At 55.0% G+C, this 26,840-nt stretch carries 27 protein-coding genes and 1 pseudogene; 15 read left to right on the top strand and 13 right to left on the bottom strand.

Going from position 1 to position 26,840, the window contains the following annotated elements:
- The first annotated feature begins 10 nt into the window (after positions 1-10).
- The 9 genes and pseudogenes from J3P81_RS16255 to J3P81_RS16215 all read left to right on the top strand — a co-directional run bounded on the left by J3P81_RS16255 (position 11) and on the right by J3P81_RS16215 (position 7,859).
- Positions 11-472: a DUF2280 domain-containing protein gene (locus J3P81_RS16255; protein ID WP_420765718.1), complete on the top strand. Its 462-nt coding sequence runs from the start codon at positions 11-13 to the stop codon at positions 470-472.
- Positions 459-653, top strand: a pseudogene (locus J3P81_RS16250) (terminase large subunit domain-containing protein); the annotation flags it as partial. The gene J3P81_RS16255 and the pseudogene J3P81_RS16250, both read left to right, overlap by 14 nt.
- 314 nt (positions 654-967) lie before the next feature.
- On the top strand, positions 968-1,342 hold the full coding sequence (locus J3P81_RS16245; protein ID WP_420765733.1) for a hypothetical protein: 375 nt from the start codon (positions 968-970) through the stop codon (positions 1,340-1,342).
- Between the two features lie 40 nt (positions 1,343-1,382).
- Positions 1,383-2,066, top strand: a complete 684-nt coding sequence (locus J3P81_RS16240; protein WP_434559789.1) for a phage minor tail protein L — start codon at positions 1,383-1,385, stop codon at positions 2,064-2,066.
- A gap of 3 nt (positions 2,067-2,069) precedes the next feature.
- On the top strand, positions 2,070-2,855 hold the full coding sequence (locus tag J3P81_RS16235) for a C40 family peptidase (protein ID WP_434559787.1): 786 nt from the start codon (positions 2,070-2,072) through the stop codon (positions 2,853-2,855).
- A 242-nt stretch (positions 2,856-3,097) separates the two neighbouring features.
- Positions 3,098-3,991 carry a hypothetical protein gene (locus J3P81_RS16230; RefSeq protein WP_434559785.1) on the top strand — a complete coding sequence of 298 codons (894 nt, stop codon included), beginning with the start codon at positions 3,098-3,100 and terminating at the stop codon, positions 3,989-3,991.
- 461 nt (positions 3,992-4,452) lie between these two features.
- Positions 4,453-5,028 carry a tail assembly protein gene (locus tag J3P81_RS16225; RefSeq protein WP_434559783.1) on the top strand — a complete coding sequence of 192 codons (576 nt, stop codon included), beginning with the start codon at positions 4,453-4,455 and terminating at the stop codon, positions 5,026-5,028.
- 60 nt (positions 5,029-5,088) lie between these two features.
- Positions 5,089-7,605 (top strand): host specificity protein J, encoded by a 2,517-nt coding sequence (locus tag J3P81_RS16220; protein ID WP_434559781.1) that lies wholly within the window; start codon positions 5,089-5,091, stop codon positions 7,603-7,605.
- Positions 7,602-7,859, top strand: a complete 258-nt coding sequence (locus J3P81_RS16215; RefSeq protein WP_434559779.1) for a hypothetical protein — start codon at positions 7,602-7,604, stop codon at positions 7,857-7,859. The genes J3P81_RS16220 and J3P81_RS16215 overlap by 4 nt, the downstream gene beginning before the upstream one ends.
- Before the next feature lie 2,276 nt (positions 7,860-10,135).
- On the opposite strand, the gene J3P81_RS16210 is transcribed toward J3P81_RS16215, so the two are convergent.
- The 3 genes from J3P81_RS16210 to J3P81_RS16200 all read right to left on the bottom strand — a co-directional run bounded on the left by J3P81_RS16210 (position 10,136) and on the right by J3P81_RS16200 (position 12,237).
- Positions 10,136-10,615 carry a hypothetical protein gene (locus J3P81_RS16210; RefSeq protein WP_434559777.1) on the bottom strand — a complete coding sequence of 160 codons (480 nt, stop codon included), beginning with the start codon at positions 10,613-10,615 and terminating at the stop codon, positions 10,136-10,138.
- A 318-nt stretch (positions 10,616-10,933) separates the two neighbouring features.
- On the bottom strand, positions 10,934-11,344 hold the full coding sequence (locus J3P81_RS16205) for a VOC family protein (RefSeq protein WP_420765744.1): 411 nt from the start codon (positions 11,342-11,344) through the stop codon (positions 10,934-10,936).
- Positions 11,345-11,496: 152 nt separating this feature from the next.
- Positions 11,497-12,237, bottom strand: a complete 741-nt coding sequence (locus tag J3P81_RS16200; protein WP_420765745.1) for an SDR family NAD(P)-dependent oxidoreductase — start codon at positions 12,235-12,237, stop codon at positions 11,497-11,499.
- Positions 12,238-12,392: 155 nt separating this feature from the next.
- On the opposite strand from J3P81_RS16200, the gene J3P81_RS16195 reads away from it, so the two are divergent.
- The gene (locus tag J3P81_RS16195; RefSeq protein WP_434559775.1) at positions 12,393-12,995 is read left to right on the top strand and encodes a TetR/AcrR family transcriptional regulator; all 603 of its coding nucleotides are present in this window, start codon (positions 12,393-12,395) and stop codon (positions 12,993-12,995) included.
- 31 nt (positions 12,996-13,026) lie between these two features.
- Here J3P81_RS16195 and J3P81_RS16190 read toward each other — a convergent pair whose 3' ends face one another.
- Genes J3P81_RS16190 through J3P81_RS16180 form a run of 3 tightly spaced genes read right to left on the bottom strand, consistent with a single transcriptional unit; the run spans position 13,027 to position 15,165 of the window.
- A complete protein-coding gene (locus J3P81_RS16190; protein ID WP_434559773.1) occupies positions 13,027-14,004 on the bottom strand; it encodes a saccharopine dehydrogenase family protein in 978 nt (325 codons plus the stop codon).
- A complete protein-coding gene (locus tag J3P81_RS16185) occupies positions 14,001-14,402 on the bottom strand; it encodes a VOC family protein (protein WP_434559771.1) in 402 nt (133 codons plus the stop codon). Before J3P81_RS16185 ends, J3P81_RS16190 begins: the two co-directional genes overlap by 4 nt.
- 19 nt (positions 14,403-14,421) lie before the next feature.
- On the bottom strand, positions 14,422-15,165 hold the full coding sequence (locus J3P81_RS16180) for an SDR family NAD(P)-dependent oxidoreductase (RefSeq protein WP_434559769.1): 744 nt from the start codon (positions 15,163-15,165) through the stop codon (positions 14,422-14,424).
- 138 nt (positions 15,166-15,303) lie between these two features.
- Between J3P81_RS16180 and J3P81_RS16175 the strand changes: the two genes are divergently transcribed.
- On the top strand, positions 15,304-16,230 hold the full coding sequence (locus tag J3P81_RS16175) for an AraC family transcriptional regulator N-terminal domain-containing protein (protein ID WP_434559767.1): 927 nt from the start codon (positions 15,304-15,306) through the stop codon (positions 16,228-16,230).
- Between the two features lie 351 nt (positions 16,231-16,581).
- Here J3P81_RS16175 and J3P81_RS16170 read toward each other — a convergent pair whose 3' ends face one another.
- Positions 16,582-17,748 (bottom strand): ATP-binding protein, encoded by a 1,167-nt coding sequence (locus J3P81_RS16170; RefSeq protein WP_434559765.1) that lies wholly within the window; start codon positions 17,746-17,748, stop codon positions 16,582-16,584.
- Positions 17,738-18,553, bottom strand: a complete 816-nt coding sequence (locus J3P81_RS16165) for an alpha/beta fold hydrolase (protein WP_434559763.1) — start codon at positions 18,551-18,553, stop codon at positions 17,738-17,740. The genes J3P81_RS16170 and J3P81_RS16165 overlap by 11 nt, the downstream gene beginning before the upstream one ends.
- A gap of 931 nt (positions 18,554-19,484) precedes the next feature.
- Between J3P81_RS16165 and J3P81_RS16160 the strand changes: the two genes are divergently transcribed.
- Together J3P81_RS16160 and J3P81_RS16155 are read left to right on the top strand one after the other, a co-directional pair.
- The gene (locus J3P81_RS16160; RefSeq protein WP_434559761.1) at positions 19,485-19,775 is read left to right on the top strand and encodes a hypothetical protein; all 291 of its coding nucleotides are present in this window, start codon (positions 19,485-19,487) and stop codon (positions 19,773-19,775) included.
- On the top strand, positions 19,772-20,158 hold the full coding sequence (locus J3P81_RS16155) for a response regulator (protein WP_434559759.1): 387 nt from the start codon (positions 19,772-19,774) through the stop codon (positions 20,156-20,158). Before J3P81_RS16160 ends, J3P81_RS16155 begins: the two co-directional genes overlap by 4 nt.
- 459 nt (positions 20,159-20,617) lie before the next feature.
- Here the strand turns inward: J3P81_RS16155 and J3P81_RS16150 are convergent, their stop codons facing one another.
- Positions 20,618-20,827, bottom strand: a complete 210-nt coding sequence (locus J3P81_RS16150; protein ID WP_434559757.1) for a hypothetical protein — start codon at positions 20,825-20,827, stop codon at positions 20,618-20,620.
- A 369-nt stretch (positions 20,828-21,196) separates the two neighbouring features.
- On the opposite strand from J3P81_RS16150, the gene J3P81_RS16145 reads away from it, so the two are divergent.
- Positions 21,197-21,841, top strand: coding sequence for a hypothetical protein (locus tag J3P81_RS16145; protein WP_434559755.1), 645 nt, complete (start codon positions 21,197-21,199; stop codon positions 21,839-21,841).
- Positions 21,842-22,024: 183 nt separating this feature from the next.
- Here J3P81_RS16145 and J3P81_RS16140 read toward each other — a convergent pair whose 3' ends face one another.
- The 3 genes from J3P81_RS16140 to J3P81_RS16130 form a co-directional block, all read right to left on the bottom strand.
- Positions 22,025-22,582: a nuclear transport factor 2 family protein gene (locus tag J3P81_RS16140; RefSeq protein ID WP_434559753.1), complete on the bottom strand. Its 558-nt coding sequence runs from the start codon at positions 22,580-22,582 to the stop codon at positions 22,025-22,027.
- Between the two features lie 141 nt (positions 22,583-22,723).
- Complete coding sequence (locus J3P81_RS16135; protein ID WP_434559751.1) at positions 22,724-23,365, bottom strand: hydrolase; 642 nt, start codon at positions 23,363-23,365, stop codon at positions 22,724-22,726.
- A gap of 180 nt (positions 23,366-23,545) precedes the next feature.
- On the bottom strand, positions 23,546-23,956 hold the full coding sequence (locus J3P81_RS16130; RefSeq protein ID WP_434559749.1) for a hypothetical protein: 411 nt from the start codon (positions 23,954-23,956) through the stop codon (positions 23,546-23,548).
- A gap of 256 nt (positions 23,957-24,212) precedes the next feature.
- Between J3P81_RS16130 and J3P81_RS16125 the strand changes: the two genes are divergently transcribed.
- Positions 24,213-25,124 carry a LysR family transcriptional regulator gene (locus J3P81_RS16125; protein ID WP_434559747.1) on the top strand — a complete coding sequence of 304 codons (912 nt, stop codon included), beginning with the start codon at positions 24,213-24,215 and terminating at the stop codon, positions 25,122-25,124.
- Between the two features lie 735 nt (positions 25,125-25,859).
- Here J3P81_RS16125 and J3P81_RS16120 read toward each other — a convergent pair.
- Positions 25,860-26,834: a LysR family transcriptional regulator gene (locus J3P81_RS16120; protein ID WP_434559745.1), complete on the bottom strand. Its 975-nt coding sequence runs from the start codon at positions 26,832-26,834 to the stop codon at positions 25,860-25,862.
- Positions 26,835-26,840: the final 6 nt, after the last annotated feature.

The raw sequence follows: 26,840 nt of genomic DNA, 5'->3' as shown, positions 1-26,840 counted from the left end.
ATAAACCCATATGGCAGCCCTGAAAGATGAGGTAAAGCGCTTCATTGTGCAGTCCCTTGCCTGTTTCGATACGCCAAGCCAAGTGGCGCAAGCAGTCAAGGACACCTTCGGCCTCGAAGTCAGTCGGCAGCAATGCGAGTTCTACGACCCCACGAAATACGCAGGGCGCGACTTAGCGCTGAAGTGGCGGACGGTGTTTGAGGACACTCGCAAGCGCTTCAGAGAAGAAACGGCAGAGATCCCCATCGCCAACCGAGCGTTTCGCCTTCGCGCCTTGAACCGCTTCGTGGAGAAGGCCGAGAGCATGAAGAACATCAGCCTCGCGATGCAGATCCTGGAGCAGGCGGCGAAAGAGACGGGCGATATGTACGTCAACCGCTCGCGCAAGGAAGAGCCGGACGACGAGCCGGCGGTTCCCACTCGTATCCAGGTGGACGTAGTGGATGCGAGGAAGCCGAATGCCGAGCCTTAACGTTCCCCAGGCTCAGTTCCTCACGTTGCCCCACAAGTTTCGCGCTTTCGTTGCTGGATTCGGTTCCGGCAAGACCTGGGTGGGTTGCTCTGCACTGAGCAAGCACTTCATGGAATGGCCGAGCGTAAACGCTGGCTACTTCGCACCGACCTATCCGCAGATCCGAGACATCTTCTACCCGAACGGCGGAACAGAAGCAGCTCCCGCAACGGTGACGATCAACAGCCGTTACACGGTAGCCAACCCGTTCCCTGGGCACGAGGTGATTGTACAGGCGGAGATCCTGATCGGAGGCAAGTGGGGCGATGCTGGTTGGTTCTACAGCTCTGGCGGCTACGGCACCAAGGGCTCACAACTGGACTTGAACACCTTGATCGTTCAGACGGGGGCGAGCCGAGTTAGCTACACATCCAACGCCAGTGGCGACCCCTTTGGACAAACAGCCACAGGACTGACGTCCGCAACTTGTCGCTTAAAAGTCTGGAGAGTCCATGCATGACCTTGTGCGTTTACGCTGAGATTGGCAGCAATTTTCAACAGGTGGGTGGGGACTGCCCTAATGGTTGGATTCAAATGAATGGTCAGCGTCCCGATGATGAGAAGACCCTGCTTTACACCGCATCGGAGAAAGGCGAGTGGGTAATCTCCGATAGAACGTTGCTGGAGATCCAGATGAAAAGGGAAGCGGATTGGGCATCCTCTGAGATGGTCGTCGTGGCCGAACAGCTCGTGATGCTTGAAGACTCTGACCCTGCCGCCTTGCCTGGGACAGATCGGCAATGGCGGGACTATCGAATCGCGCTCAGAGCCTGGAAGGAAGGGCACCCTGATTTCCCAGACGAAGCAAAGCGCCCAAAACGGCCCATCTGATCTCCACTCGCCTGATTTTAATTTTTTCTGAGGACACTCCATGCCGATTACGGCTGATATCCAGACGCTGGAGCCTGGCGCTTGGGTGGAGCTTTTTGAGCTCGATGCAACGATGCTGGGCGCCGAGCTGTACCGCTTCCATGGTTACCCACAGCAATCCTCAATATTTTGGCAGGGCAAAGAGTATTCGCCTTGGCCGATTAAAGCTGAAGGCTTCGAGATGACGGGGCAGGGGACGCAACCGACGCCGACTCTTTCCGTGGGCAACGTTGACGGCTTTATCACTGCGCTGGTTTTGTATTTCGAAGATCTCGTCGGCGCGAAACTGATTCGCCATCGAACCCTGGGCAAGTATCTCGATGGGCAGCCCGAAGCGGACCCAGAGGAAGAACTTCCACCAGATATTTGGTATGTCGAGCGCAAGGCTGCCGAGGACAACGAAGTTGTCCAGTTCGAACTGGCGACGGCCCTGGATTTCGCTGAAGTCCAACTACCTCGGAGACAGATCGTAGCCAACGTGTGCTGGTGGCTTTCCTGTGGCGGCTACCGAGGTCCGTATTGCGGCTACAACGGGTCACCCGTTGCCGACGAGAACGATGTCATCGTCACTGACGCAGCCAAGGATAAGTGCGGCGGTCGCTTGACTAGCTGCAAGCTACGTTTCGGCGAAAATAACCCCCTCCCATATGGCTCTTTCCCCGCTGCGGGGCTGCTCCGGACATGATCTATGAACAAAGCAAACAGAGCGGCAATCGAGGCACACGCCATCGACGAGTATCCGCGCGAGGCGTGTGGGCTGTTGGTGAGGGTAGGTCGAAAAGAGATCTACGTTCCATGCCGCAACATCGCCTCGACGCCGAACGAGCATTTCCGCTTGGCGCCTGAGGATTACGCAGCCGCTGAAGACAGGGGCGACATTTTCGCGGTGGTACACAGCCATCCCGATTATCCTGCCACACCGAGTGAGGCTGATCGCGTCTGCTGCGAAGCGTCGGGCTTGCCCTGGCACATTCTCGAAGTGCGAAAAGGCGATGACGGTGTAGTGCGAGCTGGGAATTTGATGAGCTTCGCGCCGGTTGGGTATCAGGCACCTCTGATTGGCCGCAATTTTGTCCACGGTGTGCATGATTGTCTCAGCATCATCCTGGATTTTTACCGTCGTGAGATGGGTATCGATCTTGGCAGCTATGAGCGGGAAGACGGTTGGTGGGATAAGGGCGGCAATCTCTACCTCGAAAATTTGCCCGCGGCTGGCTTCGAAAAGGTATCCGCACCACAGCACGGCGACATCGTGCTGATGCAGATCCGTTCACCGGTGCCCAACCATGCGGGGATATACCTGGCCGACGGTGTGCTGAGGAGTGAGCCAGAGCACTACCCGGCGCCCGGATCGATTCTTCATCACCTCTACAACCGCGACAGCAAGCGGGATGTGTACGGCGGGTACTGGTCTGAAGTCACCGTTGGTTACTGGCGTCACCGGGACGCAAAACCTTTGCTAAAACAGCCCTGAAATCCTAACGAGGTCATCGTTTATGGTGGGCCATGGCAGGACATGGTTAAAGGTCATCGACCCACCTGCCCGGGTTGATTGCAAATTTTTCGTGAGCTGTCAAATAGCTTGGCATTTCGCTTCATCTTCCAATCATGTGAGCGAAGCATCGCGTTACTACATCGCGATTCGTTGCGGTGCTGGGATTCGTACACCGGCCAACCGGTGATATCTTGGTGCCATCTTTCACAGGAGTGGTATTGATGAACAGAGGCGCAACGTTGCTGTCGGTTATTTTGGGGTTGGGGTCGATGATTGCATCTCTTGCCCATGCGGAATGGATGAAGTCAGAAATCAAAGACGAAATGCGCGGCACAAGCACTATAGTCTTCAGCCAAACATCATCCCCTCTGGCTGGCGACGGACCTAGCGTTACTTTAATGGTTTTAGATGATAAAGATGGAAAGCCGGGTGTAGTGTTTAACTTGAATAGTGGTCGAACTGAGGGGTGCCCCGCCGCCGACAACTCCTTTTGTAACGTGAATGTCAAATTTGACGAGGGAAAAATCACCGAGGAGCTTTTCGCGACGACAGATGGCAAACAACTGATCCCATCACAGGTAGTGGCGTTCGCCGGGTCAGTTTCGATCGCAAAAAAATTGTTTATAGAAGTGGAGTTGCAGGGAGTTGGGACTCGTCAATACAAATTCATTGTCGGCGATCTTGATATCCCCGTAGATCGAACTCCTTCGGTAAAGCTGCTAGGGTACGAGTTGGGCCGCAAATATTCTGACGTTCCATCGCCGCTGAAAAAAGTTAAGGCGAACGGTCTAGACGTATGCTACGAAGGAGAGGGCCTTACTGGCTTATTCAGCGCGGAACCGGTAAATAAGGCAACCCTCTGTTTCTTTAATGGCGTTTTCTACAGTGCGGTCATCATTCCCGGAACTAAGGCTAGTTATGTTTCTGGAGAAAAATATCTGACCAAAATTTTCGGAAAACCTGACCCTGAGACCCTCTATCCTTCTTGGCCTAACAAAGGTGACAATCTCTTAAATAAAAATACTAAGCGTGCAGCTTATTTCACGTTCAGTCCGAATTCCTATTACGACCCTCTAGTAATCACCGATGAGATTGTTTCTCCGCTCGTGCCATAGTGCTAGGGCGTGTCTTTCTATGAAGGAGAAATGAAATTAGCCCTAATGCTCCGTTAGGTCGTCTTGTCTGCCTGCGCTAGCAGGCAGACTCCGATCAACCGAAGCCGATCCGGTGCCGCCGTCTAAGCTTTTTCGCATTTCAGGACGCCCTTTGGTGGTAAATCTGTGTTGGTAGTGACGCACGGTGAGGGCTGCGTTAGCACTGGCTGTAAGACTCCTGTGAACATCAACGGACGCCGAGCTGCAGAAACCGGCTCAGGCGAGACCGCGTAATTCCGTGTGGCTCTAGGTGACCATATATTGTCTCGGCATCGTCCTGCGGAAGCGGCCTGAATGAACTTGACTCCACCATAAGGAGCGGCAGTTCAGGATATTCAAAGACTAAATGATGAGCATGGATGTATCACTCACCACGCAATAATAAAAGCCGCCTTGGGCTGTTTTTTTCGTTCGGAGGAAAAATGTCGCAGTTGCTTGAGAAGATGCAAACGGTGATTGTGTCCAAGCAGTTAGCTGAAATCACTGGCAAGCGCGAGCACCGTATTACGACCGGAGCAGGCTGGCGCGACATCATCGGTTATTTCAAGCAGTTTGCTGGTTTCGAAAAATTTATGCTTGAGAGCAAGGATAAGGGCCTTCGTTTTGCCATTTTTAATGGCAATAGGAACATTGGAGAGGACGACCTCGGAAAGCCTACGGGGAGGGATGTCATCCGAATCGTTCCAGTTATTGAGGGTTCAAAGCGTGCCGGGGCGCTACAAACCATAATCGGTGCCGTACTTATCGTGGTTGGCCTCGTCTACAGCCCGATTCTGCCGGTCGGCATTGCCATGGTTGCCGGTGGGGTGATGCAAATGCTCAGTCCCCAGGCAAAAGGTCTGGGCACCCAAGACAGCCCAAACAACCGACCCAGTTATAGCTTCAACGGCCCGGTTAATACCAGCGTCCAAGGCAACCCTGTCCCGCTGCTGTATGGCCGCATGATTGTCGGCAGCGCCGTGATCAGCGCGGGTATTTACTCCGAAGACCAGATGTAACCGAAGCATCCATCACGAGGCCCGCCATTGAGCGGGCTTTTTTTCGCCCAAAGGAAAGTCATGACCCAGCTAGCCATAGCCGGACGCAAGGGTGGTGAGTCGAAGCCGCGTCCTTCCGTTGAGGCTCCGGACAACCTGCAAAGCACCGCTTTCGCGCGAATTCTCGACCTGGTGAGTGAAGGTGAGATTCGAGGCTTGGCGAACGGCATGCAGTCCATTTTTCTTGATGAAACACCGCTGGCAAACCCGGATGGAACGCTGAACTTCAGCGGCGTCAGCCAAGAGGTGCGAACCGGCAGTCAAGATCAACTACACATCTCGGGCTTCCCCGCGGTGGAGAGCGAAATTGCCGTCGGTGTTGAGCTCCGCTCCGACCAGCCTTGGGTGCGCGCGGTAACCAATCTTCAACTCTCGGCAGTCCGGATCAGACTTTCCACTCCACGTCTTGCACGGACAAACACCACAAACGGCGACACCAACGGATACACGGTCCGATACAGGATTGAGCTGTCCACCGACGGCGGTCCCTTTGTGTCCGTGCTAGACGCGGCTTTCAGCGGAAAAACATCGACAAAATACGAACGATCACACCGCGTCGACCTTCCTAGCGCGACCAGAGGCTGGACCGTGCGCGTGATCCGTCTGACGGCCAATGCCACCAGCTCCGCGATATCAGACACCACCAACGTTGAGGCAATTACAGAGATTATCGACGCGAAGCTGAGATACCCAGGTTCGGCCATCGTCGGCCTGCAATTCGATGCGTCGCAGTTTCAATCGATTCCGACTCGCTCGTTCGATTTGTATGGCCGCATCATCAAGGTTCCAAGCAACTATGACCCAGAGACGCGCACCTACACGGGAGTCTGGGATGGCACCTTTAAAAGCGCCTGGACAGATAATCCCGCCTGGATTTTTTACGACTTACTGCTGCATTTCCGCTATGGGCTCGGCCATCTGCTGAACGCGGGGCAGGTGGATAAATGGGAGCTGTATCGGATCGGTCAGTATTGCGATCAGCCAGTCCCCGACGGAAAGGGCGGCACCGAGCCGCGTTTCACCTGCAATCTGTACCTTTCGGTCCGCGCTGATGCGCTGCGCGTGCTCCAGGATCTGGCGACAGCGTTCCGTGGGATGGCGTACTGGGCTGCCGGTTCCGTCATGGCCGTGGCCGATATACCAGAGGATCCTGTTTATACCTACTCGAATGCCAACGTCATCGACGGGAAATTCAGCTACACCGGATCTGCCAAGAAGACGCGCTATACCGTTGCCCTGGTGAGCTGGAACGATCCTTCGGATTTTTACCGGCAGAAGGTTGAGTACGTAGACGACCAGCCCGGAATCGCTCGTTACGGCATCCAGCAAACCGAAATCACAGCTACAGGATGCACGTCTCAGGCTCAGGCGCAGCGCGTTGGTAAATGGGCATTGCTTACCAATCGTCTGGAGACAGAGAGCGTCAGCTTTTCCGTTGGCTTGGATGGCACCTTGGCGCGGCCTGGTCAGATCATCCGGATCGCGGATAACGACAGGGCTGGGCGCCGAATTGGTGGCCGGCTGCGTTCTTCAACGCTCGACACTCTCGTCCTCGACGCGGATGTGACGGCCTTTCCGGGCGACACCATCACCCTGATTATGCCCAACGGTAAGGCTGTGTCTCGAGCCATCAAGTCTGTGGGTTATCCGCTGACTTGGGACAGCTCCGGCATCACGTGGGACAACGGCAACATCACTTTTGATACCACGGGTTTTCCGGCTGAGGTACAACAAGTTGTGCTGTCGGAAAGCCTCGAGGCGTTGCCACCGCTTCACTCCATGTGGGCAATCGACTCACCTGCCTTGGCGGTGCAACAGTTTCGGGTGATGTCCGTAGCGGAAGATTTTTCGGACACGGAAATCAAGTTCACCATCAATGCTGTACGGCACAACTCGAGCAAATACGGTGCAATCGACAACGGCAGCCGTATCGAGCGTCCACCAATCAGCGTCGTTCCCCCAAGCGTTCAGAAGCCGCCAACGAACGTGACACTCAGTAACGACCATTTCGTCGATCAGGGTAGCGCGATTAGCGTCATGACAATTACCTGGGAGAGGCCAGAAGCGGCAATCGCTTATGAGGTGTATTGGCGCAAGGATGAAGGTGATTGGATCTTTGCAGGCCGTACCGGGACGACATCAATTGACGTCAGCGGGATCTATGCCGGGAGGTACACGGCGAAGGTGTTGGTCCTGGGCGCGCTGGCGTTGCTGCTGTTCTCCGTAGGAGCGGGGTTCGGTGGGTGGCTGGCTGCTGCCCACTATAGGCCACTGCTGGACGCATCGAACAAAGACCTATCCCGGGCCACTCTGGCCCGTGACAACCTAGAGTCGTTGGCCGGCGAGCAAGGCCGGAAGCTGGGCGAGCTTGTTCTGGCGGGTGAGTTGCGGGAGCGAAATGCCGCATTGGCGCAGGATAAGGCCAGGGAAGAGGCCCAGCCAGACTACGCGGTAGCCAATCGCCTCCTGCAGGAGCGAACCGGCGGCGCCCAGTGCACCGCGGCTGAATCCATCATCGATCGGGAGCTTGGCTTATGAAGGCGATGCTGCTGATTGGTGTGCTGGCGCTGGCGGGATGCGCCGGTCGTGAGCCTGAGATTCGAACGGTCCGGGTGGAGATTCCCGTGCAGGTGCCATGCAAGACCGAGGAGGTGGCGGCACCGCTCTGGGCAACTGATGGGCTTAAGAAGTCCGACTCGCTCGAGGTGAAAGTCCGGGCGCTGCTGGCTGAGCGCCGGCAGCGCATGGGCTATGAGCGGGAGCTTGTCGCAGCAGTTTTAGCATGTCGGTAACAGGTTAATATCACTGACGACTAGGTGGGACCTATCCGGCAGGTAGGTTTGTTAAGTGTTCCTCCGTCATAGGTGAGCTTCTGCACAGCACCGCGTGTACTTTGTGGGCAAGCATTCCCTCGATAAAGCGGCTGTGAAGGTCGTACTTAGCAGCTTGAGCACCTACAACGCTGCTGTGGTATCCCATTTGGCGTACGTACCTAGTAGTGCAGTCGATCTCGATCATGGTGTAGGAGGTAAAGTAAGAGCCTACGCGGCGAATAACTGCCTGGACGGTAGGCCCGGTCTCAACAGAGGAAATGATGGAGTACTCTGAATCATCATCATACGACCATTTGTAATCCAGCTGCATACCTGCAGCTGAAGGGAACGATAGGCAAGAAGTTAGAAAAAAGGTGGCGACTCTCATTTTGATCTTCCTTGAAATAGGCTGCAGGCCATCAAGCCTTTTGTAGCGTAGTCGCTGCTAGAGCCAAGGTTGATCGATTGGGTGTTTTGGCGACGAGTGTCAGATGGGTAAACCGGCGACAGGGCGAGCTAGCTCGGCCCCCTTGGTTGCGCGCGTTGCCGATAACGTGGCTAACCTTGAGCCACTCGAAGGCATCGGCCGGTTCGCCCTTCTGCAGCACAATCTGCTCCGCGCCCTCCTGCGGCTTGGCTGGGTCAGCCACCGCGGGCGGTTTCTGCGGATTCATGGAGGAAAAGAGCCCAATTCGAGCCAGCGCATGCTCAACGAATTATCGCCATCACCGACGACGGTGATCGGGCCGTAATTAACTTGCGCGCTTGTCACGCAATATGCGGGAGCTGATGCCCAGACATCGATTAGCCCACCCATCCACAGCATGGAACATTTTGGTGATGATAGGCTCCACCGCAGGACGACGTTGAGGAAGAGAGGATGGCTGGATTGAATAAGGAACAGGCGCTTAATGTGTGGAGAGAGCTCCTTCGAAGGCCGGAAGGCCGAGCAGACGCCGAAAGACAGTACGGCCTTCTCCTCCGAATTGCTGACGAATATAGGCAGAAGGGGATAATCGATAACGCTGAATGGCGCAGGCTTGCTGAGGAAGCTGTAGCGTTCTACGCCTGGTCCATCAAGGATGAATCGAACAAGGGTTAGCAACAAAAAAAAAAGAAACCCGCCTAGTGGCGGGCTTTGTACTGCGTTGGGGCGGTGGTGCTGGATTGATTACCAATATTGCACATCGGTTTCGCTCTGTGGGTTTTCAATCCCTGTCGAGCTAGCTGAATGTCCTCAAATATATGCTTAGCGAGGCTTTTCAATCCAGCTCCCCCTCGATAGTCACTTCGGACCAGTCCCACTACCGCAAATGATTCCCCGGTCTCACCTGTTACCGTAAGTGAGGCGGAACCGTCACCCCATAAAACACATTTGACCATGCTACCTGGTAGCAAGCGTCCCAAGGCATCCTCAATTTCCGCCCTACTTAGTCTATCCATGGCGCAGCCTCGGTTCGTAGGGACCAGAGGATAAGCCAGAAAAACAGTTAGTAATATGGTGGCGCGGTGCCTCTCTGGGGTCAGCCGGTGCCGCCGGGAATCCGCCCGATCATCGGCCAGCGGTCGTGTATGAATGCATATTCCGGAGGAGGGGAAGTGGTGACTATGTACACGCGCCGAGCATCGCCTTCACCTAATATTAGGCATTCAAGCCCAAAGCCCTCGTTCATATCGAACCAGTGCGACACGCGATCCGCATCTTTCTCCATGTATCGCTGCACAAGTCCCAGCGCTCGCTGCGGGTGATACTTTTCCCATCCCCCTCGTTCCACCGTCTCTAGTTTTGCCCACCCACCTGATGGGCCTGTGCCTTTCTCCTCTCGACGGCGCCCCCATCGCACCCACCCAAGATCCGTCCCGTCCTGCAGTACCACGGGAATTGCTGCTTTGGGGTTCGGGAAATACACCCTGACCCGTTCATAGGCTCTATTTTTGTCCGCTGCCTCAACTCCGCCGCACATCTTGCACCCCGGGTTCGCTGGTTATTTCCAGTGGACCTCGACGCTCCAAGGGAAGTTTACCTGGGCATTTCGGTCTTTCGACGAACCCTAAGCCGTTGCAAGATAGGCAATCGTCGCGCTCGCCAAACCGATCCAAGCACGATGAACACAGGACGAACCTTGCCAGTTCCGCAAACGGCCTAAGCTTTTCCATTAGCACTAAATTTCGATTTTCGCGCGCGATTTGCAGGGCATCGACAAGCCACCGGTAGACGTCTGGATCTTCAACGGGCGTATAGACAACTCCCAAGATCATTCTGGCTGTCTCAACCAAGTAAACTGGCGACCATCATCCAAGGTAAGGACAAACCTCTCAATCACGCCCGTGGTTGGCGCCGCGCTATAAATCAGCTTCAACTCCCCACCTTGGCGATACACATTTCCGTCGTAGGGGCGGATGCAGCCGCCCTCGCTTTTTTCCGAAAAGGTTGATTGATGAATCGTGCCAAGGTTTGAGGAGCCGTCTCGCGCGACGACGTCGTATTGAGACGCGCTGTGATACAGGACCGTCGTCGATTGCAGCTCTTCTACTGCGAGCCAGTATGCGAAGTTCGCTAGTTCATCCATGCCAAACTGTTCGTCTCGATCAATCAACCGCTCCTCGGCCAGCCTTGCGCTTGCCGAAAGCAGGCTGGACCGATACGCCTCGGGCTTCTGTGACCGGAAGTCGTGATCATCGAGCGTATCGCGCCATTGCTTGATTCCCAGCGCTTTGGCTTGTTCAAAATTCATGGGAGGTCGCTTGCTCGGTTCTATATGTGCATACAGTATCCAAGGCAAGGCAATACTTACGAGGGCTAGGCGACGAGCGCGTCGACGGCAGCTTTCGGCCAGGAGCAGCCATTTAGCACCAGGCTAGAGGAGCAGCCTCAGGATTGCAGCCGTGCGACGAGACATCTTGAGTTGGCGCTGCTATCTGTTATCAGAATTGCTCCACGGCTAAAGATGAACGCATTCAATCCTGTGAAAACGTCCATGGCTAAACGCTCGATGTGGTTGAAAAGCTGGCGAAGAATGCCACCCGACAGGTCCTAATGAAAGCCCAGGCAACTAAGGCGTCCGTTGGCAAACACACTCCAGATTCACTCCGTCAGGGCCCAGTACATAGGCCGCGTAATAATCGGAGTGGTACTGAGGCCTGATCCCTGGTGCGCCATTGTCCTGTCCGCCAACGGCGATGGCAGCCGCATGGAATGCGTCGACGGCCCCATGACTCTGCGCCACCAGCGCGATATGAGCCCCGTAGCTGGGAACTGGAGCATCGTGCAGCCACAGGAATGGCTTGCCTGCGGAGCCGAACCCCAGTCTGCGAGGCGTCGAATGCGGATGGTCCGTCTCGATGCTCATTAGCAATGTGATCCCTAACGGCTCGAGCGACCGTTCGTAAAAGGCGCGAGCATGCAAAATGTCCGAGACATTAATGCCCACATGATCGATTACTGATCCAGCAAACTTTCTCATTTGGTACTCCTTGCATCCCCGATTCACTCGGCGGGATGGTTGCGCTCGTCATCTATAAGCGAATGATATTTCCCGTTGCGGATTGTCAGTTAAGGCATTGTCGTCGTTCAGCGGAAGGTCAGCTTTTGGCGAGTCGACCGATCCATGTACGTTCAAACCTGAGAAGCTCCACCGTCGGCGAACAGCTCGGCACCATTGACATAGCTCGACGCCTCGCTCGCCAGAAAGAGCGCAGCTTGGCCGATCTCGTGTGCCTGGCCGATCCGGCCGAGGGTGCTCTTCTCATTTAGCAAGTCGATTACCTGTGGCGCATTTTCACCAAGCACGGCCCGTAGGGACGGGGTGTCCACCGGCCCGGGGCTGAGTAAGTTAATGCGTACACCCGATCCTTTGATGTCGAGAATCCAGCTCCTCACCAACGCGCGTAGTGCGGCCTTGGTTGCTCCGTACACGCTCATACCAGGTCCAGGGTTGATCGAAGAAGTCGAGCCGATAATGACAACGCTGCTCCCCTCGCTCATCAGCGGTAACGCCCCCTGAACCGTAAAGGTGGTGCCTTTGACATTGGTCGCGAACACCCGATCGAAGCCCGCTTCGGTGATTGCACCTAGAGGCTCGATTTCACCCATCCCGGCATTAGCGATCAATACATCGATACGACCGTGGACCGCACCGATATGCTTGAACAGTTCCCCTAGGGAGGCTGGGTCCGAGATATCAGTCCGCACCGCAGAAACATTCCCACCGAGGCGACTTGCTGCTTCGTCTAGCTGAGGCTGGCGGCGCCCGGTAATGATCAGATCCGCACCCTGGCTGACGAATGCTTCGGCGATTGCGAAGCCGAGGCCCGAAGAACCGCCAGTAACCAGCACAACCTTGTTTTTGAATTGCATGTGATGAACCTCAACTGTCGAATATGTAGTGAACACTACATAGAGAGGACGTCCTCTGCAAGTTATTTAGTGACTACTAAATAAAAGGTACAACCGAAGCGGTTGAACTTGCATGTAGCGATCACTACAGTGGCGTATCACCTAGAGAAATAGCCATGAACGAAAAACCCAGACAGCGCCGTTCCGCCTTTGACCGGAAGCAAGGGATAGCCATCGCACAAGCACTATTTCACCAGCGTGGATACGACGCTGTCAGCCTGACCGACCTGACCGAGGCAATGAATATCAAGCCGCCGAGCTTTTACGCCGCCTATGGAAGCAAGGCCGAACTGTTCGAACGAGCAATGCGTCGCTATGCCGCAGAAAACGCGCTGCCAATGGACAGACTGCTGGCACCGGATCGCCCTCCCGCCGAAGCGCTAACCTCGCTGCTGATTGCCGCTGCGCAGCAGTACGCGCGAGATAGCGCTTTGCGTGGTTGCCTGATCACCGAAGGCCTGCGTGCGGACGATCCGGTCGCTCGAAACATGGCGGAGAAATTCGGCGACGCTGGAATCCAGGCGATCCGCCGGTATTTGGACCAAGTCTGCCCGGACGCTGCGCAGACCCGGGCTGACTACATCCTGGTCACCCTGCGGGGGCTGTCTGCAGCGGCATGCAGTGGGATGTCCAGCGAGCGCTTGGTGAACGTCGCACGGATTGCCGGCAGGTTGCTTGCCCATGAGTTCGAGGCAGACGACAGCGCAGTGGAATCCTGAGTAAACAACATCTGCACTATCGTCCGATCAATCAGTAATCAGTGATGGTCGTACCGCCGATGCTCTCGGCGAATGAGCCCCCCAGCAGCTTTGCCGGTGTCTCAAAACCCGGTCGTCGCACGCCGTTCAATACTTGGCGTGCCGCCTCCATGGCAGCAATCGGCGTATAGGTGTAACCGTTGGCGGTTTCGATCACTGAACGTGCCACAGTGCCGTCAGCGCCAGTCACCTCGGCCACTGCCCGAGCGCGATGAGCTTCGCGCTGTTGCGCGTTCGGCCCCTCGGGAATTTTTGAAAGATCTCCGTCAGGTAATGGATCACCGGAAAAATGTACAAATATTGCAATATTGGGAATGCCGGTGGAGTGCCAGCCGGTGACCAAATCACCGAACGACAAAGGTACGCACAGCTCCTGGCCGTCGCCAAAATCGAAGTGTCGCGGTTGCGCATCGGGAGTTGAAAGAAGCGCTCCATCAATCCGGGCCAGCAGCCCCGCTCCAACAATTTCGCTAACACTCAGTGCTGACCCACGTGACATGGAGCCCGCGACCTGTAGTGCAATATTTAACGACTGCGGATTTTTAGACCGGCGAGCGACATGCACCGCCAGACAGTCAGTCGGCACTACGTCCCAGCCGACGCCAGGCAGAAGCATGACCCCTGACCCAGCCGCCTCATCACCCAATTGCTCGGCCAACCGATATACATTGATCTCGGCCGTGATATCCAGATAGTCGACTCCAGCCTTGATGCAGAGCCGCATCAAGGCGTCGGCTGTCCGCGCGAAGGGTCCTGCAAAGTTCACCAGCACGCCAATGCCTTCCAGGGATCCTGTCGTCGGGGCATCAGGGATAAACACGCGATAAGGAACGTCCAGCTGCACGGCCAGAGCGCGCAGCTTGTCGTGGCTGCGCCCGGCGATGACAACGTCCAGTCCCTGCGCCACTGCATAGTCGGTCGCCATGCGCCCGACATAGCCGGTTGCGCCATAAATCATCAATTTCTTCATTGGGCGTGCTGCCAGTTCTTGTAAACGAATTCCAGGCTGTATCCGTCAGGATCCAGAACATTGGCCGCGTAGTAGTTGGGGTCGTAGTGCTGACGCGCCCCCGGTGCTCCTTGATCGACGGCGCCCTGAGCCAACGCTGCCGCATAGGCCGCCGCAACCTGAGCTTTACTGTCTGCGACGAAACCGACATGTACCACTCGGCCTTCGACTTCACCCTGACGCAGCCAGAAAAACATCCGGCCCTTGGCGCCGAAACCTTTCAGGTCCGGATGCCCAGGCGGACCGTCCTTGCCATCGTAGTCCAAGCGCGCGGTGATACCCAGCGGCGCCAACGTAGCTTCGTAGAAACGGATAGAGCGCTCAATGTCACTCACAGACAGAAAAATATGATCCAGCATGGCAACGTCTCCCGATCGTTCAGATGATGTAGCCGCCCGCGACTTCGATGGTCTGGGCATTGATCCAGGCCCCGTCTTGGGACAGCAACATGGCAATGACGCGGGCCACATCTTCGGGCTCACCGACTCTGCCTAGCGCCGTTTGCTCAGCCAGCATCGCCTCAAACTCATCATTGAGCCCGCCACCTAACTCGGTTCGAATCGCCCCAGGTGAAACCGCATTGACACGTATGCGCCGATCACCGAACTCTTTGGCCATGTAGCGCGTGAGCACTTCCAGTCCACCTTTGAACGCCGCATACGGCGCCACCCCGGTGGTGGCCACGCGTGTAGTAGCACTGGTCAGATTGACGATGCTGGCGTTCTCCTCCAGTAATGGCAGCAAGGTCTGCGTCAGGAAGAAAGGGCCTTTCAGATGGACTTTGAAAAGACCATCAAACTGAGCCTCGCTGACCGACGCCAGCGGGTTGAACAGGCCGTAGCCGGCGTTATTAACTAAACCTGAGAGGGTGCTTGTGCCCCATGTCTCCCGGAGCACTAACAGGATGGCATCGCGGAACCTTTTGAAACTTTCCACATCCGCCACGTCGAGATTAAGCGCAACGCCCTTGCCGCCCGCTCGTTCAATGCGTCGCACCACATCATCCGCATCGTCCGGATGCTGGTTGTACGTAAGAATGACACCCATACCGCGCCGGGCGGCGTGTTCTGCTGCACTCGCACCGATCCCTCGACTGCCTCCGGTAATGACGATAACGCCCATGACGTACTCCTTGATTGATTGAATGAGCCTCCACATTAAGGGCGCTGGTCACTGCGGACGCAGCCGTTCCTACTCGAAATCTGCCTGTTTCTACTTTTTGCTTGCGTTGCTCCTGCTGTGACATTCAGCATGGCCAGCATGAACGAACAACTTAACGAACTCCGCATCCTCGCCGCCAAGGCCGAAAACCGCCGCACAGAGACTGGCATTCCCCGCGTCGCTATGGTCCAAGGCAAAATCCCCGAGCATATGTTGGCGGCAGTCTATGATCCGATGATCAACTTGATTCTGCAGGGCAGCAAAACCATGACCGTGGGCGACCGCACGCTGCGATACGACCCTGCGACCTATTTCGTCATGTCGATTCAGTTGCCTGCGGTGGGCGCAGTGCACCCTGCGGCAACGGGCGAACCCTATCTGGCCATAAGCCTCACGCTTGATCCCACCGTGTTATCAACCTTGCTGGCTGACCTGCCCAAACCTGTCAGCCGCCATGAAAGCGACCCGGGCTTTTCGGTGGCGGCCGTTACGACCGAATTAATGGACGCATGGGTGCGCATGTTGCGATTGATGGGCAACCCGGAAGCTATCGCAGCCCTGGCGCCTGCTTATGAACGCGAGATACTGTTTCGCGTGCTGCAAGGCCCCCACGGCTGGATGCTGCGAGAGATCGCAGCGCCCGATACCGCCATGGCCAGAGTGAACACAGCCATTCAATGGATCCGTCGAGATTTTGCGGAGCCGATCAGGGTGGAAAGCTTGGCTCAGAAAGCGGCAATGAGCGTCTCGGCCTTCCATCGCCACTTCAAAGCGGTGACGACGTTGAGTCCATTGCAGTATCAAAAACGAGTGCGCTTACTTCAGGCGCGGATGCTCATGGTAGCCAGCGGCAAGAGCGTCATGGCGGCAGCTTTCGAGGTGGGCTACGAAAGCCCAACGCAGTTTAGTCGAGACTATACGAAGGTATTTGGGCTTTCACCTGCGAAGGATGCAGGAAGGATTCTCGGAAAAACGAAGGTTCCAGAATCTAACAGGCGCAGGAATTTGGCCCCCTTCAAGATTTAGATAGCAAGCAACTGGGAAAGAGTTTAATCGACCAATTTCAGGCGTATGCGGATGACTGGATTCGCCCAGAATCCACAAGTCTTAAAGGTCCGCTTTTGGCCAGGAGCTGCCTGTCGCCTCCGCGATCAATGAGCGACTCTGTAGGGGCAGGGCTGCGGCCTTGAATTTAACGATACAATCCCCTCCAACCAGACCAGTCTGTTCCTGCATTACTTTCGGGAAAGCAGCCAATGCCATGGCACCATTGTCCTATCGTCCTTGAACGTGGACAGCTAAGCTGCAGTACAGCAGGACAGCGCGGAGGTAAACCAAGCAGGGCTAGGAGGCGGTCAAGTTGCGGGAGGGTGCAGCTTAATTGAGCGGAAAGGCGACAGTGAATGAAGTGCCGTCCTTATCATCGGAGCTGACCGATACCCGGCCGCCATGTGCCTTGGCGATTTCCCGGACTATAAACAACCCAAGACCGACGCTGCGTACGCCATCTTCGGGGTCCGCGCCTCGGATCATCGGCTCGAATAATCGGGTCATCAGTGATGGCGCAATTGGAACACCATAGTTTTTTACCGATACATGGGCAGTGTCATCATCCACAGTTGAAGTAATCGTGATCGGCCGCTCCAGGTCACCATAGGTCACGCTGTTCCCAATAAGGTTACCGAGGAGTTGGTGTACTCGGTCCGCGTCAAGCTGCGCAGAGCCTGTCCCATTTGCGTGGTGAACAAGTTTGGCGTTGGGAAACGCAACGCGCAGTTCCTCGACGCTTCGGCGGATAAGATCATGAAAATCCACGGCACGAGGAGAGACGATGATTCCTTGTCCGACCCTGGCCAGCGCCAAATCCAACAGGTCCGCGATCAAGCGTTCTGCACGGTTAGCTGACTGCGTTATGTAGCCGAGTATCTTGATTTTCTTAGGGAGGCTCTCGCCGCGTGCGAGCGCGTCGGTGCCCATTTTGATTGCTGTCAGTGGATTTTTCAGGTCGTGGCTTACTATTGCGACCATTTGCTCGGCAAATGATGCACGTTGCTGGGCTTTCTCGAAAGCCCTGCTCAGTGCCGCTTGAGCCAGACGGAGCTCCGTTTCGGCAGCCGTTTTCTGCTGCAGTAGCTCTTCGGCGAGCTTCCGGGCTTTAATTAACTCCCTTTCGTACTTGTCTCGATCATATAATGTGAAGAACGCAAGTTCGTGCTCTACACCGTTGGCCCCCTCGCGCCTGATCCCGTTCACGAGCATCGTGACTTTGCCTCGATCACGACGCAGCAGGTCGAGTTTCACCTCGGCGACAGAGCCTTGCAGCTTCATCAGTGGAGCCCAGTGCGTCTGATGAAAGATGCGCCCGCCCATGGTGAGCAGATCTTGAAAGCGCTTGTTCCGAAGCTCTTGTGCGCTGAAACCGATACAGCGCCTGAACGTAAGGTTGGCGCGCAGTATGGCTCCGTCCTCTGTCGTCACTACCAGCCCGCATGGCGCCTCATCATAGAGCCTCTGCGGGTCGAGCGGTGGAGGCTTACCGTGCATTTAACCCTTTCCAAGGCTGTACAAAGCTACCCATGGCATCAGCGCAGGCGCCCGGCGCGGTCATGTGAGGGCAATGACCCACATTATCCACTAGGACGAGCGTGCTGTTGGGCATGCTGTCGCGTAAATAATCGCCGACGACAACGGGAGCGATCAGGTCGTCGGTAGACTGAAGGATCAGGGTCGGCGTAGCCAAGCCAGCAACGTCTCCTCTGTTGTCCGACATGAAGGTCACTCTTGCGAAGTGCTTGGCGATCTCAGGGTCGGTACGGCAGAAGCTATTGGTTAGCTCAGCGCCCAGCTCGGGCTGCCCAGGCGCACCCATGATGACCGGTGCCATATTGCTAGACCAGCCGAGGTAGTTGTCATCTAGAGTGTCGAGGAGTGATTGGATGTCTTCGAGCGTGAACCCACCCACATAATTGTCGGAGTCGATATAGCATGGAGATGGGCCCACCATGATATGGGCAGCGATGCGACCGGGTACTTGCCGGTCAGCTAAGACGTCAATCATCGCGCTTACGGAATGGCCTACCAGAATCACTGGCCCGATGGCGAACTGGTCAATGATTTCGTTAAGGTCTAAGGCGTATCCGTCCAGCGAGTTGTACTTTGTCCGGTCATACGCGCTGATGTCTGACCGGCCGGCGCCGACGAGGTCGTACACGACGATCCTGAAATGGTCCACGAAATGGCCTATGAGATAACGCCACATGGTTTGGTCGCAGCCGAAACCATGGGAAAAAATCAGCGTGGCTGGACCTTCGCCCATCACGTTCAGGTTGTTGCGATGTTTAAGATCCATGTGCATTTCCAGACAAGGTAATGACCAAGTCCCTCGGAGTGTATATAGGCAGGGTCGATAGGTCATTTATTAAGTTCATCGAGCATTCGTACGCGAGGGGCTATTGATATAGACGCTGGCCTTTGTGGTACGGGTTTGGCCACGGGGTCGGGTGTAGATTATCGCGGCGGCTGTACGTACCCCAGCGACCTGGGTAATTTTCTACCGCACCGATAGCTTGTTCCTCCAACACGATCAAAGGCGCTGGCAGATAACCTGTTTGGGCGGTTGTAGCAGCAGGACGCTCGCACCGTAGCCCGATAGCGTCAGATTCGCTCGCGGGAGTGGCCCAGACACAAATATGTTTAGCTTGTAGGGGCGCCCCGGAAACCAGCGTATGAAACCGATACCAGGAATGAATAGTCAACACGACTCACTCCTATTGTTTCCCTGCGACCAGTCTCCTACTAAAATCTAGAATGAGACCCACAGCTCGCAGGCTGTGGATCCGGAGCACACCATGTGTGACTAGGCGTCAACGTTGATAACTTGCTTGAAGAGCTGATGTCATGCGCTTTCGGTTTCCAAGAGTTTCCCGAAGCGCTCAGGAGTACGACATTGCTAATCTTGATGAGCACACGCTCGATACGTTTCCTCGCGCCGTCTATTCGTGCGACAGCGACGGCTGGATCCTCAGATACATCACGGAGGTGCCTCGGCTGTGGCGCAGCGTGCTCGGACTCAGGCGTAATGGAGATCGTGACCGCGGCTCGTATAGCTGCTCTTGCCGGAAGGGGCGCCGCTCCCGGCTGACGAAGACCCGGTGGCAACGGAGCTCTAAACTGCGTTGAATCTAGGCATGTTGGCAGTAAATTTATAGGTGCAGACGACACGCGGCTGGTGGCTATGGTTAATATGCGCGCATTCGAAGATAGGCATGGCAAAATAAGAAGTGATCGATTATTTGCAGGACGCCTCCGCGCTTCATGCCGTGACGCAGGAGCTGGTGTGTAAAGACACCGATTCGAAAGATTCCTTCAACAACGGTACGGTATGCCTGCACGGCTTCAGCTGTGACGGTGTAATTCTGGGTGAAGTTTTTGAATTAACGCGGCATGGTTTGGGGTTGCGTTTGATGACGCGTTGTATAGAGCGTCGTCAGGACAAAAGGATTGAGTTCCCGTTTCTTGCTGCAGGGATGTTTAGCCGCATCTCATTCCCTATCGGAGCGAACTACCTGTGAACGCTTTAAATGGAATCAGGGTGCTCGTTGTCGAGGATGAGGGCGCAGTCGCCATGTTGATCGAGGATATGTTGGAGGACTTCGGATGCGTGGTCGTTGCGTCCGTTGCCCAACTCGGGAAGGCGTGCGACGTCGCTCGCTCGATTGAGGTGGATTTGGCGATGCTGGATGTAAACCTGGCCGGCCAGTTAGTCTTCCCCGTCGCCGAGATTTTACGCGACCGCGAAATTCCCTTCCTCTTTAGTTCGGGATACGGTCGCGCCGCACTCCAGGGCGAGTTTGCCTTGCGGCCCGTATTGCAAAAGCCGTTTTCGCAAGAAGAACTGAAGGAAAGAATTGCTGTTGCGCTGGCATTTGACACAGGGAAAATCTATGAGAGCTAGTTGCGCTGAGCCTCGATAGTCCAATACTTCTCCTTTTCCTCAATGCTGCCTGTTTCATGAAGCTGGCCGCAGAGCAACTGCTTGACAAAAAAACCAGCTCTGGCGCATATCTTCGTTGAATCAAAGCTGCTGTTCCTCAGCTGCTTATGGCTGGAGGCGTATTGCCTTGAGCCAGGAATTCTGGTCATAGGTCTGAACGCATGCAGGCGATATCTGGTAGCCGCTAGCGAACGCAATGTGACAGGAGGCAATCTTCGTGCGGAACGGCCTCGATTGGCCGATTGTGTTGAAAAAGTCGCCTATGGTTTGCGCATCAGGAAAGTACGCTTCCGAGATTGATTTTTTATTTTTGGCAGACGCTCCAGGACTCGGATTTCACGCAGCAGCGAAAAAAGGCTTTTTTCCCCTAAGCAGCAGTTTGGGCAGACCGACTTTTGCAACAAAATCGGCCGAAAGCGATCATTCAGGCGTCATTAGAACCGCGAGCGCCATCTTGATGAACTCTTCATTCATTTCGATCGTGTCTAGAGTCCCCCGTACGTTGTCGGCAACTTCAACTGAGCCGCGCGCCTCCACCCAGTTGGACAGTTCAAGAATGGCTGCCTCCAGGGCAAGCTGATTTTCATGGATTTTGTGTAGCAGCGAAGGGATTAGGTCGTGATTTGGCATCGGCAGCTCCTGTCTCATGGGTCAGATTAGCAGCGCATAGGGATGGGGGCCAGTTGGGCCGAGGGAGGAAAATACTGTAGGAATATACAACGCTAACTTATTGATTTTAAAAGGGGTCTATAGCCGTTTTTCGCAGTGCATTAGACGAAAGTTTTTCTTTTCAAATCAATAGGTTAGTATGGAGGTACGGTCACCTTGACATGGTGGGGGTCGTTGGTTCGAGTCCAATCGCGCCTACCAAACAAAATCCGCTCTGCTGGGCGGTCTAGAAGGGCTCACCGAAAGGTGGGCCCTTTTTTGTTGCCGCTCTTTACGGCTGGGTTTGTTCCCTTTCCAATCAGCGAACTTCGAATACATAGGGATATGGTCATGCGAGTTGTCACTCTCGTAACGCTTTTTGGTGTCGTACTTGCGGGTTGTTCTGGAATTCCTTCAGTTCCATACGAAGAGCCTGCTCAATCCGAGGCAATTGCGCGTGTTCGTGTCATCACCAACTCCGATGTGTACGGCGATAGCATCGTTGGCAGTTGTGCTCCTGCTACCCGGCACAAGATGGCTCAAGCCGGACGTTTCGGGCGTGACGGGACGGCGAACATCAACTATCCGCAGTACCCTCTTAATTCGGCAAGCATTGGCATGCCGAAACGAGTTTCGCCTACTCTTGCCCAGTACATCCCTGCCATTCGGATGGGCGAAGGGGCATACAAAGAGGTCGTAGCCGAGTATCGCGTCAGGACTGACCTTCCATTTCAACTTGCGACCCTGGGCGCGACCATAGGTGGCAATGGCAGCACTTACTGGTCCTGCGGTGGCCAGGCACTCGTTTATAAGCTGGAGCCAGGGAAGGATTACGAGGCTTTGGTTGGGGTGGGCACCAGGCCAAACAAAGATGGCGAGCAAGCGCTTCTCTGCGTGTTAGCGGTTCTCGAAGTTACCACTTTGCCTGGTACTTCAATTGTGATTCCCCGAAAGTTGGAGCCTGCATCGCCTCCGCAGGTGGTTTGCAAAAACTGACGAGCTCAGCCGGCTGCCGAAATCCCCCTAGGAAAAAAGACGAAAAAGGGGACAGATTTACTTTCGCTGCGCTGTGAGTTCCGTCAAATGGATTCGCTTGGTTGGATCAGGAGCCGGCTAGAAGATAAACTCGGCCCATGTCCCGCTTTTCCTATCAAATGGTTTTCGCGTGCTCGCGGATGATTAATCTGCCTTCACCGTAAAAGGGGCTGAATCCGCTGATGTCTTTACCATCCACGAACCCGACTGTCTGAACGAACTCGCCGATGCATAGGTATCTTCCATAAACTGGAAATAAATCATCTTGCCGTCACGTACCTTGGCATGGATGGAAAACGGCGATGTGAATACGTGTCCCACTGCCACGGATCGGTAGGTGAACTTGCCGAAAACCGCAACATCCTCACCGGATGCCATTTTAGTGCTGATGGTGAAGTCTTCAATCTTCCAATAATCCGATACCTGCATGAATAAGGAACTAAAGGCTTTCGGGCCCTTGTTAGTTCCGGTCCAGGGCATGATTTTTTTTAATTCTGGATTGTCGAAGTTGAGAGAAACGTAAGTTGCGTCCGGAGCTGCCAGCTTCGCTGCAGCGGCTTCAACCTTATCGGGCGCGGTATTGGCCAGAAATTCCATGACTACCGATAGCGCAGCAGCAGCCTTCGCTTCGCTAGTGGACGGTGCCGCCACAGCGTTAGCAGTCGAAGCGTCAGGTGACAAATTGGTCTCAGACATGGTCATGTGCATTCTCCGTTTTTAACTATTGTTTGCAGTACGTTGGGGGGACGGGGCGATGGAGGACTGGCTCTTGGATTTCCTCGACACAGGGTAGCGGCGGCTGCTCGAGCCGCCGCTACTGTCCACCCGAAGGTGAGGCCGGTCTTAGTTGGCGCCTTTTGCGACGGGTTTCTCCGGGTTGAACCCGTCATAACTTTGGAAAACTTCCATGAAGCCCGGGACGGTTTCCTTACGAGCCCAATCGCGCTGGAACTCGCAGTACAACTGGACGCGGCTGGTCATCTTGCCGCCGGCTTGCTCAATACGACGGAGCCCAGCCTCGTGGGCCGCCACCGAGGTACCGCCCACTGCGTCCACGGGGACATATACTTCGTAGCCTTCCAGAAGCGCATCAAGCGCAGGGAACGCCAAGCACACCTCTGTCCACAGCGCGGTCACGATAAGTTTGCGACGCCCGAGCGCTTTAACGGCCTGTTTGAATTCGACATCTTCCCAAGCATTCACGGTGGTGCGGTCGTAGATCGGAAGGTGACCGAGGACGTCCTGCAATTGCTCAATCGGTGGTTTGTTGAGGCCGGACGAGACATTCACCGTCGTATGAACGACTGGAACGCCATAACTCACCGCCGCTTTTGCAAGGCTGGTGATGTTAAAGACCAGTTCCTCGCGCGGCATCGAGCGGATGGAGGAGACCTGAATCGGCTGATAATCAATGATCAGAAGTGCTGAGTTCTGAGGCGTGATGAGATGGTCGGTATGTGGATTACGCATCGTTTCGCTTGTCATGGATAGCTATCCTTGTTGGGTGAAATGGAAGATCAGCTCATGCCTGTTTTCTTTAGGCGAAGCCGGTCCAAACTCGACATACATATGTCGAATGCCTTGGAGTGCTTTAGCTTTTTTAAGGGGCGGGTCGCGGTTTGGATCCGTGCGGCTCAGGGTGTAGCGATCAGGTAAAGCGAGGCTTTATGCGGGGCGCATCGGGCGGTATAGCCCCAGGCTCGACAGTGCGAGCCCCAGAACCCAGAACAGTGGGCCCGACAGGCCGGGCCACATCGAAACATAGCCGGGAAAGAGCATGTAAAAGATGAAACCGAGATCGACCACGCTGATGACCAAGAGGTTGATCCACCACCCGCGAACGTCGTTACGCCAGTTCAAGACGACTGCGACGATGAGCGCGATAATTGAAAGCCAGAAGAGATTCCAGGCGTCCTGCAGCACGCGCCCCCGAGGCATGCCTTCAGCCATGGATTGGCCGAGCTGATAGATGGACCAAGCGGCATTGACGTGTAGCAGAGCCCAGATGATGTACGCCAAAGCGCCCGCTTGGGCGAGTCGAGAAGTGGTGTTCGCGGCGACGTTCGGATGTGGCATGAGAGTCCTAGGAATATGGCGCTAGCAGTGGACGTAACGGTCTGACCGAGGGCAAACAACGAAGCCCCCTGAATCGTGAATTGCCCGACGTGCCTTGCGACGGCAGAAATCGAACTGCGGCAAAAGTACGCCAGTTCCAGTTCTCGAAAAACTACCAATCCAAGGATTGACTGTTCTCGTTTGGAGCACAATCGGGAAGTATTCAATAAACGGGCTGTCAGTTGATTCCTGATGCTGCGGCCCGCACAATCCGCCAATGGCTGACCGATTCGAAGATATGCGGGCGTTTGTTGCTGTCGTCTCAGCCGGCGGGTTTGCTGCGGGCGCGGAACGCCTCGGCATCGTCAAGTCGGCGGTGAGTCGCCGAGTTCGGGACCTCGAGGACAGGCTTGGGGCGCGGCTATTTGACCGGACGACGCGCCGTGTCCAGCTCACAGAAGCGGGCCGTGATTTTCATGATCGCGCCGTCGAGTTGCTTGCGGGGCTTGAAGAGGCAGAGGAAGCCGCTTCGAGCGCAAGCAAGGCGTTGAGGGGGCGTATCCGTATCGCCGCTCCGGTCTCATTCACAGCGCACTGCCTGGCACCGGCAATAGGCCAGTTTCTGAACCGCCATCCCGCAGTCTCGGTCTCCATCGACACCGATGATCGAACGGTCGATCTGATACGCAACGGCTTCGATCTCGCGATCCGCATCGCGCGGCTTCCAGACTCATCTCTCGTGGCTCGGCGGCTCGTTACCATCCGGCACGTGTGCGTCGCCAGTCCGGCACTTCTAGAGCGCCTCGGGACACCGCAAAGTCCCGTTGAATTGTCGCGCTTTCCGGGCGTGACTTATTCTAATGTCGAGGACGCTCACTATTGGAAATTCACCGGCAACGTCGTGCCATCAGTGACCAGCCGGCTCGACTTCGCCAACGGCGATGCCATTCGCGAAGCGGCCATCGCAGGGCTTGGCGTAGCGGTACTTCCAACCTTCATCGCCCATGACGCGGTACGGCGCGGAGCGCTTTCTATTGTGCTCGCGCAATATATGCGACCACCAATCGCAATGTATGCGGTGCATCCGTCAATGCGTAATCAAACCGCGCGAGCGCGGGCATTCATCGACTTTCTTGTCGATACGTTTGGCAGTGAGCCATTCTGGGATCGGGATCTGCTTGACAGTTAGGTTTGGAGAAAAAGGGACACAGAAAAAGGCAGAAAGGGGACGACAGAAAAGACTACAGATTTATTTTAGCTTCGCTGCATTACGAGTCGCTATTAATCGATTAGCTTGGATCAACGGCTGCACGGCTAGAAAATAAATCCGACCCCTTTTGTCGGGGTGGGCACCAGGCCAAACAAAGATGGCGAGCAAGCGCTTCTCTGCGTGTTAGCGGTTCTCGAAGTTACCACTTTGCCTGGTACTTCAATTGTGATCCCCCGAAAGTTAGAGCCTGCAGCGCCTCCGCAGGTGGTTTGCAAAAACTGACGAGCTCAGCCGGCTGCCGAAATCCCCCAGAACGGCTCACCGCCAAACGTATCGACAAGAAAATCGATGAATGCCGGCGCTCGCTCGGTTGAGATCAATGCTGGAGTCTTTAATCTAATTAGGCTGAGGTTTAGCACTGGCAAGTCGACGAGAGACGCTGAGGGTTCTTGGATGGGCGAGCATCATTTCTCAAGTCAGGTTTGACCTATGAACTCGTTTTTGGCACCTCTGATGGCGCTCGCCCTGGTGGGCCGGCAGCTGAAGCTACCAAAGAGCCGCTTCAGGCTCAAAACGGCTCTTCAGGGACGGTAGCTTTTGCCTGGGCAATCATTTCGCATATAGGCTTGGTGCTGACACAGCTAATGACCTGTGGATCAGCTTTTCGTTTTTATGGCGCGATGATTGATCTTATAAATGGCGTATAGGAATTGGCTAGCTTAGTGAAGTGTACGAGGTGCCGGGGCTCGCTACGGTAAATCTGGAATCATTTGTCATGCTACTTAGATTGTCCCATAAGATCTCAGCATTCGCGCCAAGCTTTTCTTTGCGACGATAAATATTAATTTCTAACGCTATATCAAAATCGGCAGTGCCCGCCCGAACCAAATCTTTCCTTTCCAGATCGTTCCGAACGATCTCCAAAGGAAGCCATGCAACGCCTAATCCGGTTATCGCCATAGAACGAAGACCATCGGCCAGAGAGCTATCATGAATTTTACGAAGTGCTGGTAAGTTTGGAGCGACTTTTAACATTTTTTCAAGCGCCCAACTTAAAGAGCAATCCTGGCGGTAATGAAGATATGAGATTTCACCTCTAGGTGAACCAATGCTATTTAGAGGTTCTCCTAGCAAATTAGGTGCGCTCACAGGAACTAGCCACTCGCGGCCAATTTTCAAGCATTCGAGTTCCCCTAGTGGTAATGTTTTATTAAGATGTTCGTTAATGCCATTATGTTTGTCATCAAAAGCGACGACAAAATCCACTGAGCGATTGGTTAGTTGCTTGAAACATTCAGGAAGATTGGCGAAGTCTATGGAAAAACGAGTGGCCTCTAACTGCTTGCTCGCCCTCGGCAACCAAGCCGGAAAAAACGCTCTCGACATGATATGTGGCGCAACAATAGAAATTTGCCGCCTGAACTTCTCTTGGGTACGGATAACCGAGTTTCTCGTTTTTTCTAACAGCTCTACAATTTCGACAGCAGCGATATGGAACTCGGCACCCGCATCGGTAAGCTCTAGCTGGTGACGTGCACGATCAAACAACGAAGCACCTAACCATTCCTCTAAAGCGGTGATCCTACGGCTCAAGCCAGAGGTTGTTACATTGCAATGTATCGAGGCTTGGGAAAAGCTTCGAACGCGGGCCAGCACAATAAAATCCTTTAAGGTCCGAAAATCCGTCATGTTGCT

Origin of the sequence: Pseudomonas sp. R1-6 (assembly GCF_051132115.1) — a bacterium.
GTDB lineage: Bacteria > Pseudomonadota > Gammaproteobacteria > Pseudomonadales > Pseudomonadaceae > Aquipseudomonas.
Note: the sequence above shows the minus strand (reverse complement) of the source record. Positions and strands in the feature narration are given on the sequence as shown.

What these genes read in the sequence shown, in the direction of transcription:
- J3P81_RS16255 (WP_420765718.1), top strand. Translation starts at nt 11, where the DNA reads ATGGCAGCCCTGAAAGATGAGGTAAAGCGCTTCATTGTGCAGTCCCTT.
- J3P81_RS16245 (WP_420765733.1), top strand. Translation starts at nt 968, where the DNA reads ATGACCTTGTGCGTTTACGCTGAGATTGGCAGCAATTTTCAACAGGTG.
- J3P81_RS16240 (WP_434559789.1), top strand. Translation starts at nt 1,383, where the DNA reads ATGCCGATTACGGCTGATATCCAGACGCTGGAGCCTGGCGCTTGGGTG.
- J3P81_RS16235 (WP_434559787.1), top strand. Translation starts at nt 2,070, where the DNA reads ATGAACAAAGCAAACAGAGCGGCAATCGAGGCACACGCCATCGACGAG.
- J3P81_RS16230 (WP_434559785.1), top strand. Translation starts at nt 3,098, where the DNA reads ATGAACAGAGGCGCAACGTTGCTGTCGGTTATTTTGGGGTTGGGGTCG.
- J3P81_RS16225 (WP_434559783.1), top strand. Translation starts at nt 4,453, where the DNA reads ATGTCGCAGTTGCTTGAGAAGATGCAAACGGTGATTGTGTCCAAGCAG.
- J3P81_RS16220 (WP_434559781.1), top strand. Translation starts at nt 5,089, where the DNA reads ATGACCCAGCTAGCCATAGCCGGACGCAAGGGTGGTGAGTCGAAGCCG.
- J3P81_RS16215 (WP_434559779.1), top strand. Translation starts at nt 7,602, where the DNA reads ATGAAGGCGATGCTGCTGATTGGTGTGCTGGCGCTGGCGGGATGCGCC.
- J3P81_RS16210 (WP_434559777.1), bottom strand. Translation starts at nt 10,615, where the DNA reads ATGAATTTTGAACAAGCCAAAGCGCTGGGAATCAAGCAATGGCGCGAT.
- J3P81_RS16205 (WP_420765744.1), bottom strand. Translation starts at nt 11,344, where the DNA reads ATGAGAAAGTTTGCTGGATCAGTAATCGATCATGTGGGCATTAATGTC.
- J3P81_RS16200 (WP_420765745.1), bottom strand. Translation starts at nt 12,237, where the DNA reads ATGCAATTCAAAAACAAGGTTGTGCTGGTTACTGGCGGTTCTTCGGGC.
- J3P81_RS16195 (WP_434559775.1), top strand. Translation starts at nt 12,393, where the DNA reads ATGAACGAAAAACCCAGACAGCGCCGTTCCGCCTTTGACCGGAAGCAA.
- J3P81_RS16190 (WP_434559773.1), bottom strand. Translation starts at nt 14,004, where the DNA reads ATGAAGAAATTGATGATTTATGGCGCAACCGGCTATGTCGGGCGCATG.
- J3P81_RS16185 (WP_434559771.1), bottom strand. Translation starts at nt 14,402, where the DNA reads ATGCTGGATCATATTTTTCTGTCTGTGAGTGACATTGAGCGCTCTATC.
- J3P81_RS16180 (WP_434559769.1), bottom strand. Translation starts at nt 15,165, where the DNA reads ATGGGCGTTATCGTCATTACCGGAGGCAGTCGAGGGATCGGTGCGAGT.
- J3P81_RS16175 (WP_434559767.1), top strand. Translation starts at nt 15,304, where the DNA reads ATGAACGAACAACTTAACGAACTCCGCATCCTCGCCGCCAAGGCCGAA.
- J3P81_RS16170 (WP_434559765.1), bottom strand. Translation starts at nt 17,748, where the DNA reads ATGCACGGTAAGCCTCCACCGCTCGACCCGCAGAGGCTCTATGATGAG.
- J3P81_RS16165 (WP_434559763.1), bottom strand. Translation starts at nt 18,553, where the DNA reads ATGGATCTTAAACATCGCAACAACCTGAACGTGATGGGCGAAGGTCCA.
- J3P81_RS16150 (WP_434559757.1), bottom strand. Translation starts at nt 20,827, where the DNA reads ATGCCAAATCACGACCTAATCCCTTCGCTGCTACACAAAATCCATGAA.
- J3P81_RS16145 (WP_434559755.1), top strand. Translation starts at nt 21,197, where the DNA reads ATGCGAGTTGTCACTCTCGTAACGCTTTTTGGTGTCGTACTTGCGGGT.
- J3P81_RS16140 (WP_434559753.1), bottom strand. Translation starts at nt 22,582, where the DNA reads ATGACCATGTCTGAGACCAATTTGTCACCTGACGCTTCGACTGCTAAC.
- J3P81_RS16135 (WP_434559751.1), bottom strand. Translation starts at nt 23,365, where the DNA reads ATGACAAGCGAAACGATGCGTAATCCACATACCGACCATCTCATCACG.
- J3P81_RS16130 (WP_434559749.1), bottom strand. Translation starts at nt 23,956, where the DNA reads ATGCCACATCCGAACGTCGCCGCGAACACCACTTCTCGACTCGCCCAA.
- J3P81_RS16125 (WP_434559747.1), top strand. Translation starts at nt 24,213, where the DNA reads ATGGCTGACCGATTCGAAGATATGCGGGCGTTTGTTGCTGTCGTCTCA.
- J3P81_RS16120 (WP_434559745.1), bottom strand. Translation starts at nt 26,834, where the DNA reads ATGACGGATTTTCGGACCTTAAAGGATTTTATTGTGCTGGCCCGCGTT.